This is a genomic window from Haloprofundus salilacus, from assembly GCF_020150815.1.
Taxonomy (GTDB): domain Archaea; phylum Halobacteriota; class Halobacteria; order Halobacteriales; family Haloferacaceae; genus Haloprofundus; species Haloprofundus salilacus.
In genome coordinates this window covers 2,789,751-2,804,082 of sequence record NZ_CP083723.1, presented here as the reverse complement: position 1 = coordinate 2,804,082, position 14,332 = coordinate 2,789,751, and the positions used below count along the sequence as shown (strand labels likewise).

Annotated in this window: 18 protein-coding genes and 1 tRNA gene; 10 read left to right on the top strand and 9 right to left on the bottom strand. The window is 66.3% G+C overall.

Going from position 1 to position 14,332, the window contains the following annotated elements:
- The first annotated feature begins 12 nt into the window (after positions 1–12).
- Both ftsY and LAQ58_RS14535 read left to right on the top strand, forming a co-directional pair.
- Entirely contained in the window at positions 13–1,350 is a 1,338-nt protein-coding gene (gene ftsY, locus LAQ58_RS14540; RefSeq protein ID WP_224448163.1) for a signal recognition particle-docking protein FtsY, read from the top strand.
- Positions 1,351–1,472: 122 nt separating this feature from the next.
- Positions 1,473–2,120, top strand: a complete 648-nt coding sequence (locus LAQ58_RS14535) for a hypothetical protein (RefSeq protein ID WP_224448162.1) — start codon at positions 1,473–1,475, stop codon at positions 2,118–2,120.
- Positions 2,121–2,169: 49 nt separating this feature from the next.
- Here the strand turns inward: LAQ58_RS14535 and LAQ58_RS14530 are convergent, their stop codons facing one another.
- Complete coding sequence (locus tag LAQ58_RS14530; RefSeq protein ID WP_224448161.1) at positions 2,170–2,493, bottom strand: hypothetical protein; 324 nt, start codon at positions 2,491–2,493, stop codon at positions 2,170–2,172.
- Positions 2,494–2,641: 148 nt separating this feature from the next.
- Between LAQ58_RS14530 and LAQ58_RS14525 the strand changes: the two genes are divergently transcribed.
- Positions 2,642–4,027 carry a signal recognition particle protein Srp54 gene (locus tag LAQ58_RS14525; protein WP_224448160.1) on the top strand — a complete coding sequence of 462 codons (1,386 nt, stop codon included), beginning with the start codon at positions 2,642–2,644 and terminating at the stop codon, positions 4,025–4,027.
- Positions 4,028–4,043: 16 nt separating this feature from the next.
- Here LAQ58_RS14525 and LAQ58_RS14520 read toward each other — a convergent pair whose 3' ends face one another.
- On the bottom strand, positions 4,044–4,436 hold the full coding sequence (locus tag LAQ58_RS14520) for a hypothetical protein (protein ID WP_224448159.1): 393 nt from the start codon (positions 4,434–4,436) through the stop codon (positions 4,044–4,046).
- Positions 4,437–4,609: 173 nt separating this feature from the next.
- Here LAQ58_RS14520 and LAQ58_RS14515 point away from each other — a divergent pair, with 173 nt between their 5' ends.
- The 5 genes from LAQ58_RS14515 (at position 4,610) to LAQ58_RS14495 (ending at position 8,659) form a co-directional block, all read left to right on the top strand.
- The gene (locus LAQ58_RS14515; protein WP_224448158.1) at positions 4,610–5,824 is read left to right on the top strand and encodes an MFS transporter; all 1,215 of its coding nucleotides are present in this window, start codon (positions 4,610–4,612) and stop codon (positions 5,822–5,824) included.
- A gap of 84 nt (positions 5,825–5,908) precedes the next feature.
- Entirely contained in the window at positions 5,909–6,487 is a 579-nt protein-coding gene (locus tag LAQ58_RS14510; protein ID WP_224448157.1) for a magnesium transporter, read from the top strand.
- A gap of 33 nt (positions 6,488–6,520) precedes the next feature.
- A complete protein-coding gene (locus LAQ58_RS14505) occupies positions 6,521–7,048 on the top strand; it encodes a magnesium transporter (protein ID WP_224450180.1) in 528 nt (175 codons plus the stop codon).
- Positions 7,049–7,132: 84 nt separating this feature from the next.
- The gene (locus tag LAQ58_RS14500; protein WP_224448156.1) at positions 7,133–7,609 is read left to right on the top strand and encodes a hypothetical protein; all 477 of its coding nucleotides are present in this window, start codon (positions 7,133–7,135) and stop codon (positions 7,607–7,609) included.
- A gap of 72 nt (positions 7,610–7,681) precedes the next feature.
- On the top strand, positions 7,682–8,659 hold the full coding sequence (locus LAQ58_RS14495; protein ID WP_224448155.1) for a nucleoside recognition protein: 978 nt from the start codon (positions 7,682–7,684) through the stop codon (positions 8,657–8,659).
- A 60-nt stretch (positions 8,660–8,719) separates the two neighbouring features.
- Here the strand turns inward: LAQ58_RS14495 and LAQ58_RS14490 are convergent, their stop codons facing one another.
- From LAQ58_RS14490 to LAQ58_RS14475, 4 genes are all read right to left on the bottom strand, one after another.
- The gene (locus LAQ58_RS14490; protein ID WP_224448154.1) at positions 8,720–9,382 is read right to left on the bottom strand and encodes an AIM24 family protein; all 663 of its coding nucleotides are present in this window, start codon (positions 9,380–9,382) and stop codon (positions 8,720–8,722) included.
- A gap of 88 nt (positions 9,383–9,470) precedes the next feature.
- Positions 9,471–10,067 carry an HPP family protein gene (locus tag LAQ58_RS14485; RefSeq protein WP_224448153.1) on the bottom strand — a complete coding sequence of 199 codons (597 nt, stop codon included), beginning with the start codon at positions 10,065–10,067 and terminating at the stop codon, positions 9,471–9,473.
- Positions 10,067–10,474, bottom strand: a complete 408-nt coding sequence (locus tag LAQ58_RS14480) for an RNA-binding domain-containing protein (protein ID WP_224448152.1) — start codon at positions 10,472–10,474, stop codon at positions 10,067–10,069. Before LAQ58_RS14480 ends, LAQ58_RS14485 begins: the two co-directional genes overlap by 1 nt.
- Complete coding sequence (locus tag LAQ58_RS14475) at positions 10,471–11,079, bottom strand: AAA family ATPase (protein WP_224448151.1); 609 nt, start codon at positions 11,077–11,079, stop codon at positions 10,471–10,473. Before LAQ58_RS14475 ends, LAQ58_RS14480 begins: the two co-directional genes overlap by 4 nt.
- A 90-nt stretch (positions 11,080–11,169) precedes the next feature.
- On the opposite strand from LAQ58_RS14475, the gene LAQ58_RS14470 reads away from it, so the two are divergent.
- Both LAQ58_RS14470 and LAQ58_RS14465 read left to right on the top strand, forming a co-directional pair.
- Positions 11,170–11,547 (top strand): YccF domain-containing protein, encoded by a 378-nt coding sequence (locus LAQ58_RS14470; RefSeq protein WP_224448150.1) that lies wholly within the window; start codon positions 11,170–11,172, stop codon positions 11,545–11,547.
- Positions 11,548–11,615: 68 nt separating this feature from the next.
- Positions 11,616–11,690: transfer RNA gene (locus LAQ58_RS14465), tRNA-Arg, on the top strand.
- A gap of 169 nt (positions 11,691–11,859) precedes the next feature.
- Here LAQ58_RS14465 and LAQ58_RS14460 read toward each other — a convergent pair.
- The 3 genes from LAQ58_RS14460 to LAQ58_RS14450 form a co-directional block, all read right to left on the bottom strand.
- Entirely contained in the window at positions 11,860–13,029 is a 1,170-nt protein-coding gene (locus LAQ58_RS14460; RefSeq protein ID WP_224448149.1) for a zinc-dependent alcohol dehydrogenase, read from the bottom strand.
- Positions 13,026–13,823 (bottom strand): SRPBCC family protein, encoded by a 798-nt coding sequence (locus LAQ58_RS14455; RefSeq protein ID WP_224448148.1) that lies wholly within the window; start codon positions 13,821–13,823, stop codon positions 13,026–13,028. The genes LAQ58_RS14460 and LAQ58_RS14455 overlap by 4 nt, the downstream gene beginning before the upstream one ends.
- Positions 13,824–14,063: 240 nt before the next feature.
- A complete protein-coding gene (locus LAQ58_RS14450) occupies positions 14,064–14,273 on the bottom strand; it encodes a dodecin family protein (protein ID WP_224448147.1) in 210 nt (69 codons plus the stop codon).
- Positions 14,274–14,332 lie beyond the last annotated feature (59 nt).

The following is a 14,332-nucleotide window of genomic DNA, read 5'->3' as shown; positions in this document are numbered from 1 at the left end:
CTAGTAGCTCCAATGTTCGACGGACTGAAAAAGAAGCTCAACAGCTTCCGCAAAGACGTTGAGGAGACCGCCGAGGAGAAAGCCGAGGCCGAAGGGGTCGACGCCGAGACGGCCGATGCGGCCGCGACGGACGCGACCGAAGCCGACACCGCCGCACCGGCCGATTCCGTCGACGCCGCCGACACCGAGGCGAATTCCGCCGGGAGCGGTGCTTCCGAAGCGTCGGAACCGGACCCGACTTCGCCGCAACAGGTGCACGCCAACACCGTCGCCGAAGCGACCGAGACGGCCGACCCCGACGAGAGCGCACCGTCGGCGCAGGCCGTCGCCGAGAACGCCAAAGATCCCGACGCCAAGGCGGACGCCGCCGAGACCGTCGCCGAATCGTCGGCGGAGTCGACGCCCGAACCGGTTCCCGAGGAGTCCGTCGTCGAAGACCAGGAGGAAGAGCAGTCGGGTCCCGGCCGACTGAAGCGCGCGGCGGCGTTCGCTACCGGCCGCATCATCATCGAGGAGGAGGACCTCGAACAACCGCTGTGGGAACTGGAGATGGCGCTGCTGCAGAGCGACGTAGAGATGGGCGTCGCCGAGCAGATGCTCGACACCATCCGCGAGAAGATGCTCGGTACCACGCGCAAGCAGGTGCAGACGACGGCGCAACTCGTCGAGGAGGCGCTGCACGACGCGCTGCTCGACGTCATCAGCGTCGGCCAATTCGACTTCGACCAGCGCATCGCCGAGGCCGACAAGCCGGTCACTATCATCTTCACCGGCGTCAACGGCGTCGGGAAGACGACGAGCATCGCCAAACTCTCGGAGTACTTCGAAGAACACGGCTACTCGACGGTGCTCGCCAACGGCGACACCTACCGAGCAGGCGCGAACGAGCAGATCCGCAAGCACGCCGAGAACCTCGACCGGAAACTCATCTCCCACGAGCAGGGCGGCGACCCGGCGGCGGTCATCTACGACGCCGTCGAGTACGCCGAGGCCCACGACATCGACATCGTCCTCGGCGACACCGCCGGTCGGCTCCACACCTCCAACGACCTGATGGCGCAGTTGGAGAAGATAGACCGCGTCGTCGGCCCGGACATGACGCTGTTCGTCGACGAAGCGGTCGCCGGACAGGACGCCGTCCAGCGCGCGAAGAAGTTCGACGAGACGGCCGAAATCGACGGCGCAATTCTGACGAAAGCCGACGCCGACTCCTCGGGCGGCGCGGCCATCTCCATCGCCTACGTGACCGGGAAGCCGATTCTCTTCTTCGGAACGGGCCAGGAGTACGACGACATCGAGCGGTTCATCCCCGAAGAACTCGTCGCGAGCCTCCTCGAAGACGAGGAGTAGCTCCTCGGGCATCCGGTCGCGCTCGTGCGGTTCCGTTTCACACCTCACTCCGACTGTCGCGTCTCCCGTCCGACTCTGCACTCGGCGGATACTCTTTTCTCGGACCGGTGAGAGCCGCGAGTGTGACGCAGAGACTCTCTCGCCGTGACGCGCTTCAAACCAGTTCGCTGGCTATCGCGGGCGGTCTCCCCCTCGCGGGCTGTCTTCGCGCCCCGACGAACGGCGAACCGGACGGGCCGCTGGTCGACGAGGGGTTCGAGTCACCGCTCGACGGCTGGAAGACGCGGGCGGCGATTGGCTCGGAGGTGTCGGTCGATGAGTTCGAGTGGACGGTCGAGCGATCCGACGAGCGGGCCGACGGGGGCGACTGGAGCCTCCGCATCTTCACCGAAGGCGACCACGATGACGGTGTGGCGTGGGCTGTCCGCCCCGTCGAACTCGACGCCGAGCGAACGGAGACGTTCCGCGTCTCGGTCAACGCGTGGAGCGAATCTGAGAGCTTCAACACGCTCCGAAACCTCACTCTGTACCTCGGTCCGGAGGAGCCGACTCGCGAGGAGGACTTTCCCGCCCCCGGCGAGACCGGCGCGCCGACCGGCGGCGGTCTCCGCGAACCGCTCCACCAGACCGCCGGCTGGCACGACTACGGTTTCGAGTGGTCCCCGGAGCACCTCCGGACCGACAGGCTGTATCTCGCGGTCGGCGTGGCCGTCGTCTGGGAGGCCGACGCAACTCACTTCGTCGACAACGTTCGCGTGGTGATCGTCTGAGCCGGCGGGCCGCCGCCGCACCGGAGTGGTTCGACCCGACCCGCCCGTCTCATTCCGGTTCGCCCTCGGACTTCCACGCGAGTTCGACGCGCAAGAGCGCGCTACACTGGACGGTGTCACCGCGGTAACCGTCGCATCGGCCGGTTTCGACGACCCGCATCAGCGGCGTCTGCGACCCGCACTCAGGACATTCGATGGCGTACCCGTCCTCGGCTTCGAGGAAGGCGTCCGGGTTGAGTTCCATCCGACCGGCCTCCTCCCACCCAGTCGTGCTGTCGCCAGTGGGCGACTGTCCCTCGTCGCGCGTCGCACCCGCGTCGGTCGGCTGGTCGTCGTCGGCCACTTCGCGTCCCTCGCCTTCGTCGTTGGTCATGAGAATGTAGGCATCGCCTGCGGGGATAAATCTCGGTTCGAGTCAGTTGACGTGAGTTTTTCCACGCTGCCCTGACTCGATCGAGGTGGCGTCGACCGCCACCGCGACGAATAAAGCCTTTACCGGTTCGGTGGCGTACTCTTGGCAAATGGTACTCGACAATCTCGGAAGCTCCCTTCGCGGCACGTTGGAGACGCTGCAAGGGAAGACTCGCCTCAGCGAGGAGGACGTGGAGGCAGTCGTTAGGGAAATACAGCGCTCACTCCTCCAGGCCGACGTCGACGTCTCGCTCGTGATGGAGCTGTCGGACAGCATCAAGACCCGCGCGCTGGAGGAGGAACCGCCGGGGGGAACCTCCGCGCGCGACCACGTTCTCAAAATCGTCTACGAGGAGATGGTCGCCATCGTCGGCGAGTCCACGGAGATTCCGCTGGAGCCGCAGACCATCCTGCTGGCGGGGCTGCAGGGGTCAGGGAAGACCACCTCCGCAGCGAAGATGGCGTGGTGGTTCTCGAAGAAGGGGCTGCGACCGGCGGTCATCCAGACCGACACGTTCCGCCCCGGCGCGTACGACCAGGCCAAGCAGATGTGTGAACGCGCGGAGGTAGAGTTCTACGGCGACCCCGACGAGTCCGACCCCGTCGCCATCGCCCGCGAGGGACTCGAAGCGACCGAGGACGCCGACGTCCACATCGTCGACACCGCCGGCCGCCACGGTCTCGAAGACGAACTCATCGCCGAAATCGAAGAGATAGAGGACCTCGTCGCCCCCGACCTGAGCCTCCTCGTGTTCGACGCGGCCATCGGGCAGGGCGCGAAGGAGCAGGCCCGCCAGTTCGAGGAGGCCATCGGCATCGACGGCGTCGTCATCACGAAACTCGACGGGACGGCGAAAGGTGGTGGCGCGCTGACCGCCGTCAACGAGACGGACTCCTCCATCGCCTTCCTCGGGACGGGCGAGACGGTCCAGGACATCGAGCGCTTCGAGCCGAACGGCTTCATCTCCCGACTCTTGGGGATGGGCGACCTCAAACAGCTCTCCGAGCGCGTCGAGCGCGCGATGTCCGAAACCCAGGCCGAGGACGACGACTGGGACCCCGAGGACATCATGAAGGGGTCGTTCACCCTCAAGGACATGCAGAAGCAGATGGAGGCGATGAACAAGATGGGACCGCTCGACCAGATCATGGACATGATTCCCGGTCTCGGCGGCGGGTTGATGGACCAACTGCCCGACGACGCGATGGACGTCACCCAGAACCGTATGCGGAGCTTCGAGATCATCATGGACTCGATGACTGAGTCCGAGATGGAGAACCCCCGGAGCGTCGGCGCGAGTCAGGTCCGCCGCATCTCTCGCGGCAGCGGCAGGGACGAGGAGACCGTGCGCGAACTGCTCGAACAGCACAAGATGATGGAGCAGACGCTCAAGCAGTTCCAGGGGATGGGCGACGGCGACATGCAGCGGATGATGAAGAAGATGGAGAAGCAGGGCGGCGGTGGCGGCGGCATGGGCGGCTTCGGCCCGTTCTGAGCGCCAGAGACTTCTTTCACGCGCCGGCGCGCGCTCCGACTCGATCTCGAACAACAACGCCGAGTGCGCCGGCGAGCATCCCGCCGAGCGCGAACGACGGAACCAGCATCACGACGCTCGGAACCGAGAAGTACGCCCCGACGTTCCCGGCGGCTTCGGCACTGCCGACGAGTAGGTACACTTCGACGGCGTAGAAGCCGACGACCGCGAGAACGGCCCCGACCGCGCCGACGAGACCGGCGAGCGCGCCGTCGAAGAGGCCGTCGGTCGCGTCGCGGGCGCGGAGCGCGACGACCGCTCCCGCGAGGAGACCCCACGGTGCGGCGGCCTGTGGCCCGTACAGGACGACGGCGATGATCGACGCGACGGCGCTGACGACGCCTCCGAGCGCGACCGATGTTCTGTCCATACGCGAGTGTGATATGGAATACAGATAACCATTTCTCCTGGATCCTCGGTTCGACAGCGACGACACGACTTTTGGCATCGTCGGGTCGGTTCCGATCGAGCTTCCGACGCCGACTGCTCCATGAACCGCCGCTTTCCGTTTCCTTTTGGCGCTCGCCGACAACCCCAGCGTGAATGTCTCGCCGTCTTCGTTCGCTCGCTCGCTTCGACGCGCTCGTTCTGACGGCGCTCATCTGGTTTCTCGCGAAGTTCCTTCGGTACGCCTTCCCGCCGCTGTTCGGGACATTTCAGACCGAGTACGGCGTCTCGAACGCCGTCGTCGGCACGGCGTTCACCGCGCTGATGCTCGTCTACGCGCTGATGCAGTTTCCGTCGGGCGCGCTCGCCGACCACGTCGGCGCGGTGACGGTCATCACCGTCGGGGCCGTCGTCGCCGCCATCGGTGCACTCGCGTTGGTTCCATCTGTCCCCTTCGCGCTCGTCGTCGCCGCGATGCTGCTCGTCGGCATCGGCACCGGCGTCCACAAGACCGTCGCCGTCCGCCTGCTCTCGCAGGTGTACCCCGCGCAGACCGGTCGGGCGCTCGGCTTTCTCGACACGCTGGGCGCGTTCGGCGGCGTCGCGGCTCCCGCCGCCGTCGTCGTGCTGAGCGCCCGTGCCGACTGGCACGCGGTGTTTCTCGTCGGCGGCGGCGTCGGCGTCGTTCTCGCGGGGGCGTTCGCGCTCCGCGTTCCGAAGCGCGTCCCCGACAGCCGAAACGTCGCCGCCGACGGGAGCGCTGGCCTCCGTGAGTACGTCGAGCTGTTCCGTCGGCCGCGCTTTGCGATTTTCGTGCTCGTCACCGTCTGTTTCTCATTCGCGTACAACGGGGCCGTCGCGTTTCTCCCGCTGTATCTCGAACGAAGCGCCGGTCTCTCGGCCGTCGCCGCCAGCGGTATCTACAGCGTGCTGTTCGTCGTCAGCCTCGTCCAGTTGCTCACCGGCGAGGCCAGCGACCGAGTCGGCCGACTCCCCATCATCGGCTTCACGCTCGGTCTCGCCGCGGTCGCGCTCGCCGCGCTCGTCGCCGTCGGCGAAGCGGGTTTCCTCGTCCTCGGGGCCGTCGTCGTCGCGTTCGGTCTCGGATCGCACGGTTTTCGACCGGTGCGGGGCGCGTACCTCGTCGCAGTCATCCCCGACAGCGTCGCGGGCGGCGGGCTCGGCGCAGTGCGGACACTGCTGATGGGCGCGGGGGCGCTCGCTCCCGCGGTCGTCGGAATCCTCTCCGATACGTTCAACTTCGGCGTGGCGTTCACCGCGCTTGCCGTCTCGATGGCTGCCGCCGCAGCGCTGACCGGCGTCCTCGTTCTCGTCGGCGGCGACGACGACGAGCGGTCATCCCCTACGTAGTTTGATCAATGGTAGCGCGACACGTGCCTGTTCCGTACACTCACGTCCGCCCGACTTTTACCGTCGCCGCGCGTCTGTCGTCGTATGTCCGTCCGCGACGTCGTCACGGAGGCGTACCGAGAGGCGCTGCCGGTGCTCCTTTTGAGCGCCGGCGGCGGACTCTTTGCGGGCGTCGTCCTCGGCGGGATGGAGTCAGAACTCAAACGCGTCGCGGGTCTCATCGTCCTCGTTCCGGCGCTGTTGGCGACGCGCGGCAACGTCTACGGGTCGCTCGGCGCGCGCCTCGCCTCCGCGCTCCACCAGGGTCTCGTCGAACCGTACTTCACGCTCTCGGACCGACGCATCCGCAACGCCGTCGCCGCCGCGCTCGCTAACGGCGTGCTCGTCAGCGTCTTTGCGGCGGCGCTCGCGTACGCCGTGTTGGTCGTCCTCGGGCGACCCGTCGCGACGCTCTGGACGCTCGTCGGCATCGCCATCATCGCCGGTGTTGTCTCCGGCCTGCTTCTCACCGTTACGGTGCTGAGCGTCGTCTTCTACGGCTACCGGCGGGGATTGAACCCCGACACGCTCGCGGGTCCCGTGGTCACGACCACCGGCGACGTCGTCGGGATGGCGACGATGCTGTTCGCCGCCCGCGTCGTCCTCGCGCTGGGGGGTGGCTGAGTGACAGAGACGCAGTGGAGCGTCCGCGGCATCATGCGGACGATGCTTCCCGTCCTCCTCGCGTTGACGACGGTCGAACTCGCCAGCGGTCTCGTTCTCGACACGTTCCAGTCGACGCTGCTGCGGTATCCGTCGCTTCTCGTGCTCGTCCCGGTCACCATCGGGATGGCCGGGAATCTGGGGAGCATCCTCGCGGCCCGCCTCTCGACGGCCTTTCACCTCGGCCTGCTCGACTTCGCTCCCGACGACGACTTGCTGTTGGGCAACGCCGTCGCGACCGTCGCGCTCTCGCTGACGCTGTTTCCGCTCGTCGGCGCGGGCGCGTGGCTGATTCAGACGTTCCTCGCGGGGACGGCGCTCGGCTTTCTGACCGTCGTGGCCGTCGCCGCCGTCAGCGGCGCCGTGCTCGCGCTCCTCGCCATCGTCGTCACGCTGGTGGCGACGTACGCCGCCTACCGCCTCGAACTCGACCCGGACGACGTGGTGATTCCCGTCGTCACCAACACGTGCGACGTGCTCGGCGTGCTCGTGCTGTTCGGCGTCGTCCGGTTGCTCGTGTAACTCGGTCGGTTCCCTGCGTACCGCCGCAGCGGGTGTCGCTGCAGCAACACAAAGCACTTGTCGAACTGCCGAACTTCTCCTCTAATGTCCTCCGCTCGCTCTCGACGTCGTATCCTCCGTCTCTGCGGCGTCGCCTTCGGCCTTGGAACCGCAGGCTGTGTGCAGACAACGCCGGTGGAATCGGTCGACAAAGCCTCGAACGAGTCGACTCCGACACCCGAACCGACGGCGATACCGGCGTCCGTCGTCTCCGACGAGGAGGCGGAAGAACGCGCGCTCGAAGCCGAAGGGGCGTACATCACCGAACAACTCGAAGACGCGTCCTGCGTGACTGATTGGGGGACGACGGCGACGGTTACGAACAAAGAAGCGACGGTGACCGACCGGACCGCCGACGGCGTCCACGTCGAGGTGACGCATCCGTACTGGTACTCGTCGCAACAGCGCGAAGGGAACGAAACGGTCGTCGAAGAGGCCGACGGCGGGACGAACGCGCGCTACGTCGTCACCGCCGCCGACGCACGGCGCGCCGACGGCGACACCATCTCCGTCTACTGCTGAGTCCGCGGGCGACGACCGTCTGCTCGACCGCCGACCGACGCGCATTTGCCCGCACGGTCCCCACCTCCGCCCGTGCAGTCCGTCGTGCAGGCGCTCGACCCGTCGTTTTTCGCCGAAGTCGCCTCCCGCGTCGCGACCATCACCGTCGCCATCGGTGTCGGCGTCTTCCTCGCCAACCTCGCCGTCGCCTTCGGCGCGGTGCGCTACATCACGGTGCTGGCGTACCCGCTGACGAAACCCGCGAACTTGCCCCGAGAAGTGGGGACGGCGATTCTGACGACCACCGCGTCCACGACGGCCGGGTACGGGATGCTCGCGGAGTTCCGCGACTCGGGGATGCTCGACGACCGCGCGACGCTCGTCGCCGTCACCATCAACACGTTCTTCGGCTTCGTCCAGCACATCTTCACCTTCTACGCGCCGGTGCTGATTCCCATTTTGGGCCTTCGCGTCGGCCTCATGTACGTCGGCGCGCGGGCGGCCATCGCGCTCGGTATCACGCTCGTCGGAATTCTGGCGGGTGCACTGCTGCTGTCGGAGCGCAACGTGAACCCCGCGTCCGCCCCCGACGACGTCGACGCACCCGATCGGGAAACGCAGTCGACGGATGAGAAACTCCGCGACGCGGCGCGGAGCACGTGGAAGCAACTGCGCAGAATCGTCCCTCGTCTCGCGGTCGTCTACGCGCTCGTCACGCTGCTCGTGGAGACGAACTCGCTCCAGGCGCTGACGAGCGTCGCGGACCCGCTGGCGACGCTGGTCGGTCTCCCCGGTGCGGCCGTCCCGGTCATCGCCGTCTTCGCCTTCGACACGACGACGGGCGCGGTGACAATCGCGCCGCAGATCGGCACGGTGTTCACACCGCGACAGGCCGTCGCGACGATGCTCCTCGGCGGTATCGTCTCCTTCGCCGTCTCGACGTTCAAGCGCTCTATCCCCTTTCAGTACGGTATCTGGGGGGCGAGTTTCGGCTCGAAGGTAGTCGTCGTCAACACCACACTGAAAATCGTCTTCATCGGCGCAGCGGTCACGGTGCTGCTCGTCCCCTGAGGGTTTCTACGACGCCGACGGCATCGGTGTCGTCGCCGACCATCGCCGCCGGCGGTCGACTCACTCCTGCGGTGACCGCTCTTCGTACGGCTGGACGACGACGAACCCGCCTTCACCCGCGAAGTGAAGCTGGAACGTCTCCCCGGACGATCGCCCGAGGAAGCTCTTGATGTTCAGGTCCCGCTTCGTGCTGGGCGAGACGTTGCTGCTCCAGGCGACCGTGGCGTTCGGGTCGGTGCTGACCGGCGTCGGGAGGACGAGCGGTTCGCCGTGCGTCGTGATGGCGACGTTACCCGGTCCATTCAGGTAGACGTTGAACAGTCCGCCGGTCGACGTGCCCGCGATGCTGTTCATCATCTTGATGTCCCACGTCACGCTCTCCTCGAACGCCAGCACGTCGTTGCCGTTGACGCTGATTTCGTCGTCGGCGTCCAGTTCGAGAATCTGGACCTCCTTTCCCTGGTCGGCCAGGTAGAGGTGGCCCGTCCCCGTCGCCTGCATCATCACGGTACCCTCGCCGGTCGCCTTCTTCTTCAGCATACCCGTCAGTCCGCCGCCGGACTTCCGCTCGAACGAGATGTCGCCGGTGTAGCCGACCATCGCCCCGGCTTTCGCCATCACGCTGCCGTCGAGCGAGACGTCGAGCATCTTCGAACTCTCCCGCTCGAAGGTGTCTCCGCCCTCTTTCGGTCCGTGCGTTTCGAGGAATTTGTCTAAGTCCATAGTTTCTCGGAGCCGACAAAGCCAGCTCTGGGTGAGAATATGTTGGTCAAGTAATAACTGTTTGCTAGCCGCTTCCCGCCTTGTCGAGTCAGTTGTTTTCCCCGCCGGCCCGACTCTCGTCTGTGACGCTTCGGTCACCCTGTTGCGTCGACGCTTCCGGCGTGCCTTCGCCCGAGGGGACGGTCAGGGGCCCCGTCGCGCGGCGGACAGCCAGCAACCCCTGCTGGACGATCAACAGCAGCACGATCGCGACCATGATGATGGCCGACTCCTGTACGCTCGTCAACAGTCCGAGGCCGACGATGAGCGTCGTCGCACAGGCCGGCGGATGTCGGAGATCGGTGGCGAGCATCGCCGCTGTCGTCAGTCCCACCGCGACGGTGGCGCTCGTCATCAATCGGACTCCCGCCATCGAGAACGGAGGGACGGGTTGGGTGGCGACGAGTCCGTCGGCCAGCAGGTGGTAGGTCGCCAACCCGGCGACGACGCCGATGAAGTGGCCGCCGACGACACGTCGAGGAGTGCTGTCGTCGTCGCCGATGCCGGTGGCGAGCACGTACGCGGAGGGACCGAGGCTCGGGAAGAGAAACGGCTGTCCGGTGACGAGCGCCGTCAGTCCGAGAACGGTCATCAGCGCCGCCGCGTGGACGCTCGCCGGCCCCGGTTTGTCCCGCCGCCACGGCATCAGTCTGTAACTGGTCGGCCGTCTCTCGTCGGCGGTGCGACGTGGTCGATAAACTCGTCGACGCTCGGGTCGCGGACGGTGACGTGAACCTCGATGTCGCCGAGTTCGTCCGGGTTGCCGACGGCGAAGTTGATGACGCCCTTCAGCGCCGCCTGCTTCTTCAGCGCGAACGAAAAGCCGGAGTCGTCGCCTCGCTTCGTGAACTCGCGGCGGGCGGTATCGAGTATCTCCTGTTCGTGCAGGCGGTCGGAGAACGCGTCGAGCGAGTGCGTCTCGGCGACGAGCTGGCCCGGTTCGTATTCGAGTTCGGCGTTCGGAAAGAGGTTCGTGACGGCGTCGGCGACGCGGTCTGTCACCTCCGTATCCCGGACGGGTGCGACGATTCGAACGTCGATGCTGTAGATCACCGCGACACCTCCTCGCTCGCCGCCGCGGCGTCGTCCGCGTCTCCTTTCTCGCCGGACTCGGTTCCGCCGCGGATGATCCCCCGAATCTGCTTGCGAAACGACTCCAAGCTACCGGTGTTCTCGATGCGGACGTCGGCGCGCTCCATCGCCTCGCCCATCCCGAAGCCGAGTTCGCGCTCGTCGCGGGCGCGGAGTCCCTCGCCGCCGTCGTCCTCGCCCAGGTCGCGGCCGCGGTCGGTGACGCGCTCTCGTCGGAGTTCGAACGGCGCTTCGATGCTCACGAGCGAGAACTCGTCGCCGAACGCCTCCTCGAAGCGCTCGACTTCGATATTCGAGCGGAGACCGTCGACGAGCACCGTCTCGTTCGTCTTGCGGTACTCCTCGATGAGCGGGAGCGAGCGCGCCGCGATGGCGTCGGGACCGTTCTCCTCGCGGAGCGCCTTCGCTATCTCGCCGTGGTGTTGCGCGGGGTCGAGTCCGCGGTCTCGACACTCCCGGCGGATGACGTCGCCCATCGTCACGACCGGGACCCCCTCCTCGCGGGCGACGGTCGCGGCTTCGCCCTTCCCGCTTCCGGGCAGGCCGACAGTACCGATGACTCTCATTCGTCTCCCGATACTTGCACGGCGGACTTAGGCTTGCTGTTCTCGCCGACCGCCAGCACGCTTTTCGCCCCGCGCCGCTTTCTTTCACGTATGAGTGACCGTTCTCTCGTGGTGCGTGCGCTGTGGTTCGTCTTCGTCGGCTGGTGGGCGACCCCGCTCGTCGTCAACGTCGCGTGGTTTCTGACGGCGACCGTCGTCCTCCTGCCGCTGGGAATCAAGCTCACGAATCTCGTGCCCACCGTTTTGAGCCTCAAGGAGCCGCGTTCACGCTCGGCACCCGAGGCGGCCCGCGGTCAACACTCACTGTTCGTCCGCGCGGTGTACTTCGTGTTCGTCGGCTGGTGGCTGAGTTGGTTCTGGGCGAACGTCGCGGCGTTCCTCGCGGTGACCATCGTCGGCCTGCCGGTGGCGTACTGGATGTTCAACCGACTGCCGTACGTCACGTCGCTGTACCGATTCGACGGGTGAGGGTATCGCCCTCACGCGGTGCAGTGAACCACAATCGCTTTTTGCTCGGACCGAATCGTCGTAGCCGAGGGCACGTAGCTCAGTCTGGATAGAGCGTCGGACTTCTAATCCGACGGTCGTGGGTTCGAATCCCATCGTGCTCGCTCGAACTCGCCACGCTCGTTCTCGCTCGCACGATGTAGTCTCGTTCGCTTCGTCTGCGGGCGACCCGCGAGTCGCCCGCAGGCCAGCGAGACGGCTTCGCCGTCTCGCCCTGCTCACGAGACTCCCATCGTGCTCCCGCCGTGCACAAATAACCGAGCTGTGGGACTTCTACGGCTCGAACACCGCCCTCACACACCCGTCTTCCTTCTCTTTGAACATCTCGTAGCCGCGCGGCGAATCCTCGAGCGACATCGTGTGCGTCGCCAGATACGACGGGTCCATCTCGTCTTCGACGATATGGTCCAACAGTTGCGGCACATAGCGCTGGCCGTGCTGTTGGGCGGTGCGGACGGTGAGGCCCTTGTTCATGATGACGCCGAGCGGGAACTTGTCCATCAGGCCGTAGACGCCGAGAATCGACAGCGTCCCGCCCTTGCGACAGGCACGGATGGCCTGCCGGAGCGCGTCGCCGCGGTCGGTGTGTAGCTTCATCGACTGCTTCGCGCGGTCGTACGTGTGGGCGATGCCGGTGCCGTGCGCCTCCATCCCCACGGCGTCGATGCAGGCGTCCGGACCGCGGCCGCCGGTCAGCCGCTTCAGTTCGTCGACGACGCTGTCGACATCGGTGTAGTCGATGGTCTCCGAACCGGCGTCCCGCTCAGCCATCTTCAGTCGCTCGGGGAAGCGATCGATGCCGACGACGTGCTCTGCGCCCATGAGCGCGGCGCTCTGTTGAGCCATCAGTCCGACGCCGCCGCAGCCCCAGACGGCGACCGTATCGCCGGGTTCGATGTCGCAGAAGTCCGCGCCCATGTAGCCGGTCGGCCACGCATCGGAGGCGAAAAGCGCCTGCTCGTCGCTCAATTCGTCGGGGACGACGAAGCAGTCCTCGTCGGCGTGGGGGACGCGGACGTACTCGGCGTGCGACCCGGCATAGCCGCCGAAGGCGTGCGTGTAGCCGTAAATTCCGGCGGTCGGGTAGCCGAGCACCGGCTCCTGTAACTCGGGGTTCGGATTCGTGTTGTCACAGAGCGACCACTGGTCGGTCTGACAGTAGTGGCAGTTCCCACAGCCGATGAACGAGGGGACGACCACGCGGTCGCCCTCCTCGACGGTCTCCACCTTGCGACCGACTTCGACGACCTCGCCCATGAATTCGTGGCCGATGACGTCGCCCTCGCGCATCGTCGGGAGGTAGCCGTCGATGAAGTGGAGGTCGGAACCGCACGTCGTCGACAGCGTCACGCGGAGGACCACGTCCCGGGGGTTTACGAGTTCGGGTTCGGGGACGGTCTCGACCTGCAGGTCGTTGACGCCCTCCCAGCAGAGCGCTCTCACACCAGATCACCCTTCCCACGGGCCGAGGGGTTGCGTTCGAGCGTTGGAATCTCGCCTGTCTCCGCGAGGCTCTTGAAGCGGTAGAGAACCGAGGAAGCGAGCGTCTCGGGGACGAAACCCAGGAGGTTCATCGCCGTACCGCCGACCGGACCGCCCGGCGGGTCGAACCGGAGGCGGAGCGTCACCTCGGTTCCCCGGCCGGCGGGTGCCGGCCGAAACCGCAGGGAGCCTTCGGTGGAGACGGCTGCGTTCTCGACCGACTCCCAGCGCAGGAACTCGCCGGGGCAGTCTTCGACGATTCGAGTCTCCCCCGTCAGGGTTCGTCCGAGCGGAGCGTCGACTCGCCAGCGGTATCGCCCCATGTCTTCGTCTTCGAGGTTCACCTCGGCGACGCCGCCGACGACCCGGGTCAGTGTCTCCGGGTCGCGCCACAGGTCGTCGAGTTCGTCCGCCGACTTCCCGACAGTCGTCGAGCGCTCGACGTCCATCGGAGCCGGCGACGCTTCGCCGTCTCGGTGCTCCCGACGGTCGGAACCGACGGAACTGACGGACTCTGACCCCGTCAACCCGGGGCGGCGCTGTCCGCTGCCGCCGCGGTAGAGGAGCCAGCCGCCGACGAGTACCAACACCGCCCCGACGAGCGAGCGACGCCTGAGACCGAGCAGCACGAGCGCCCCGCCGACGACCGCGGAGGCGACCCGGTTCGAGATTCCGAGTTGGGCGTTCGGGGGGTCCGGTGCGCCTGTGACGACTCCGGGATCGCCTTCGGCCGACGGCTGCGATTCTGCGGTCATACCGATACCTCGACGGGACGTCGGATCCTGGTGTCGTCTACCCGGTCACGTCTCCGCTCGTCGAGAGTGCGCTGTTCGTCTGCAAGGGCATCGTCGGTACTGAACATGTGTTAACAGAACCCAAGTAACGTAACCTCGTTTCGGCATTAGCTTTGGAGCACGTAAATGAAAGTCCGGGTGGTCGGCGCTGCGTGCCCCCGGATATCCGTTCCGTCTCACAATCCGCTCGGTCGACCTTCGCTACTCGGGGTCGTGTACGAGGAACGCCACCTCCGCCGTCGCGTGGTACTCGACGATCTCGTCGTTCTCGACGTCGGCCGTCCAGTCTTTGATCTCGATGCCGCTGATGTCGTCGATGGTCTTGTTCGCCTGTCTGAACGCCTCTTCAGCGGCGTCCTGCCACGACTCTTCCGACGTACCGAGCACTTTGACGATTTTCACTACGGTCATGCGCGACACCATACCACGACGGTCGGAATGTGATTTTTGTCCGCCCGTGGTGTCTGTCA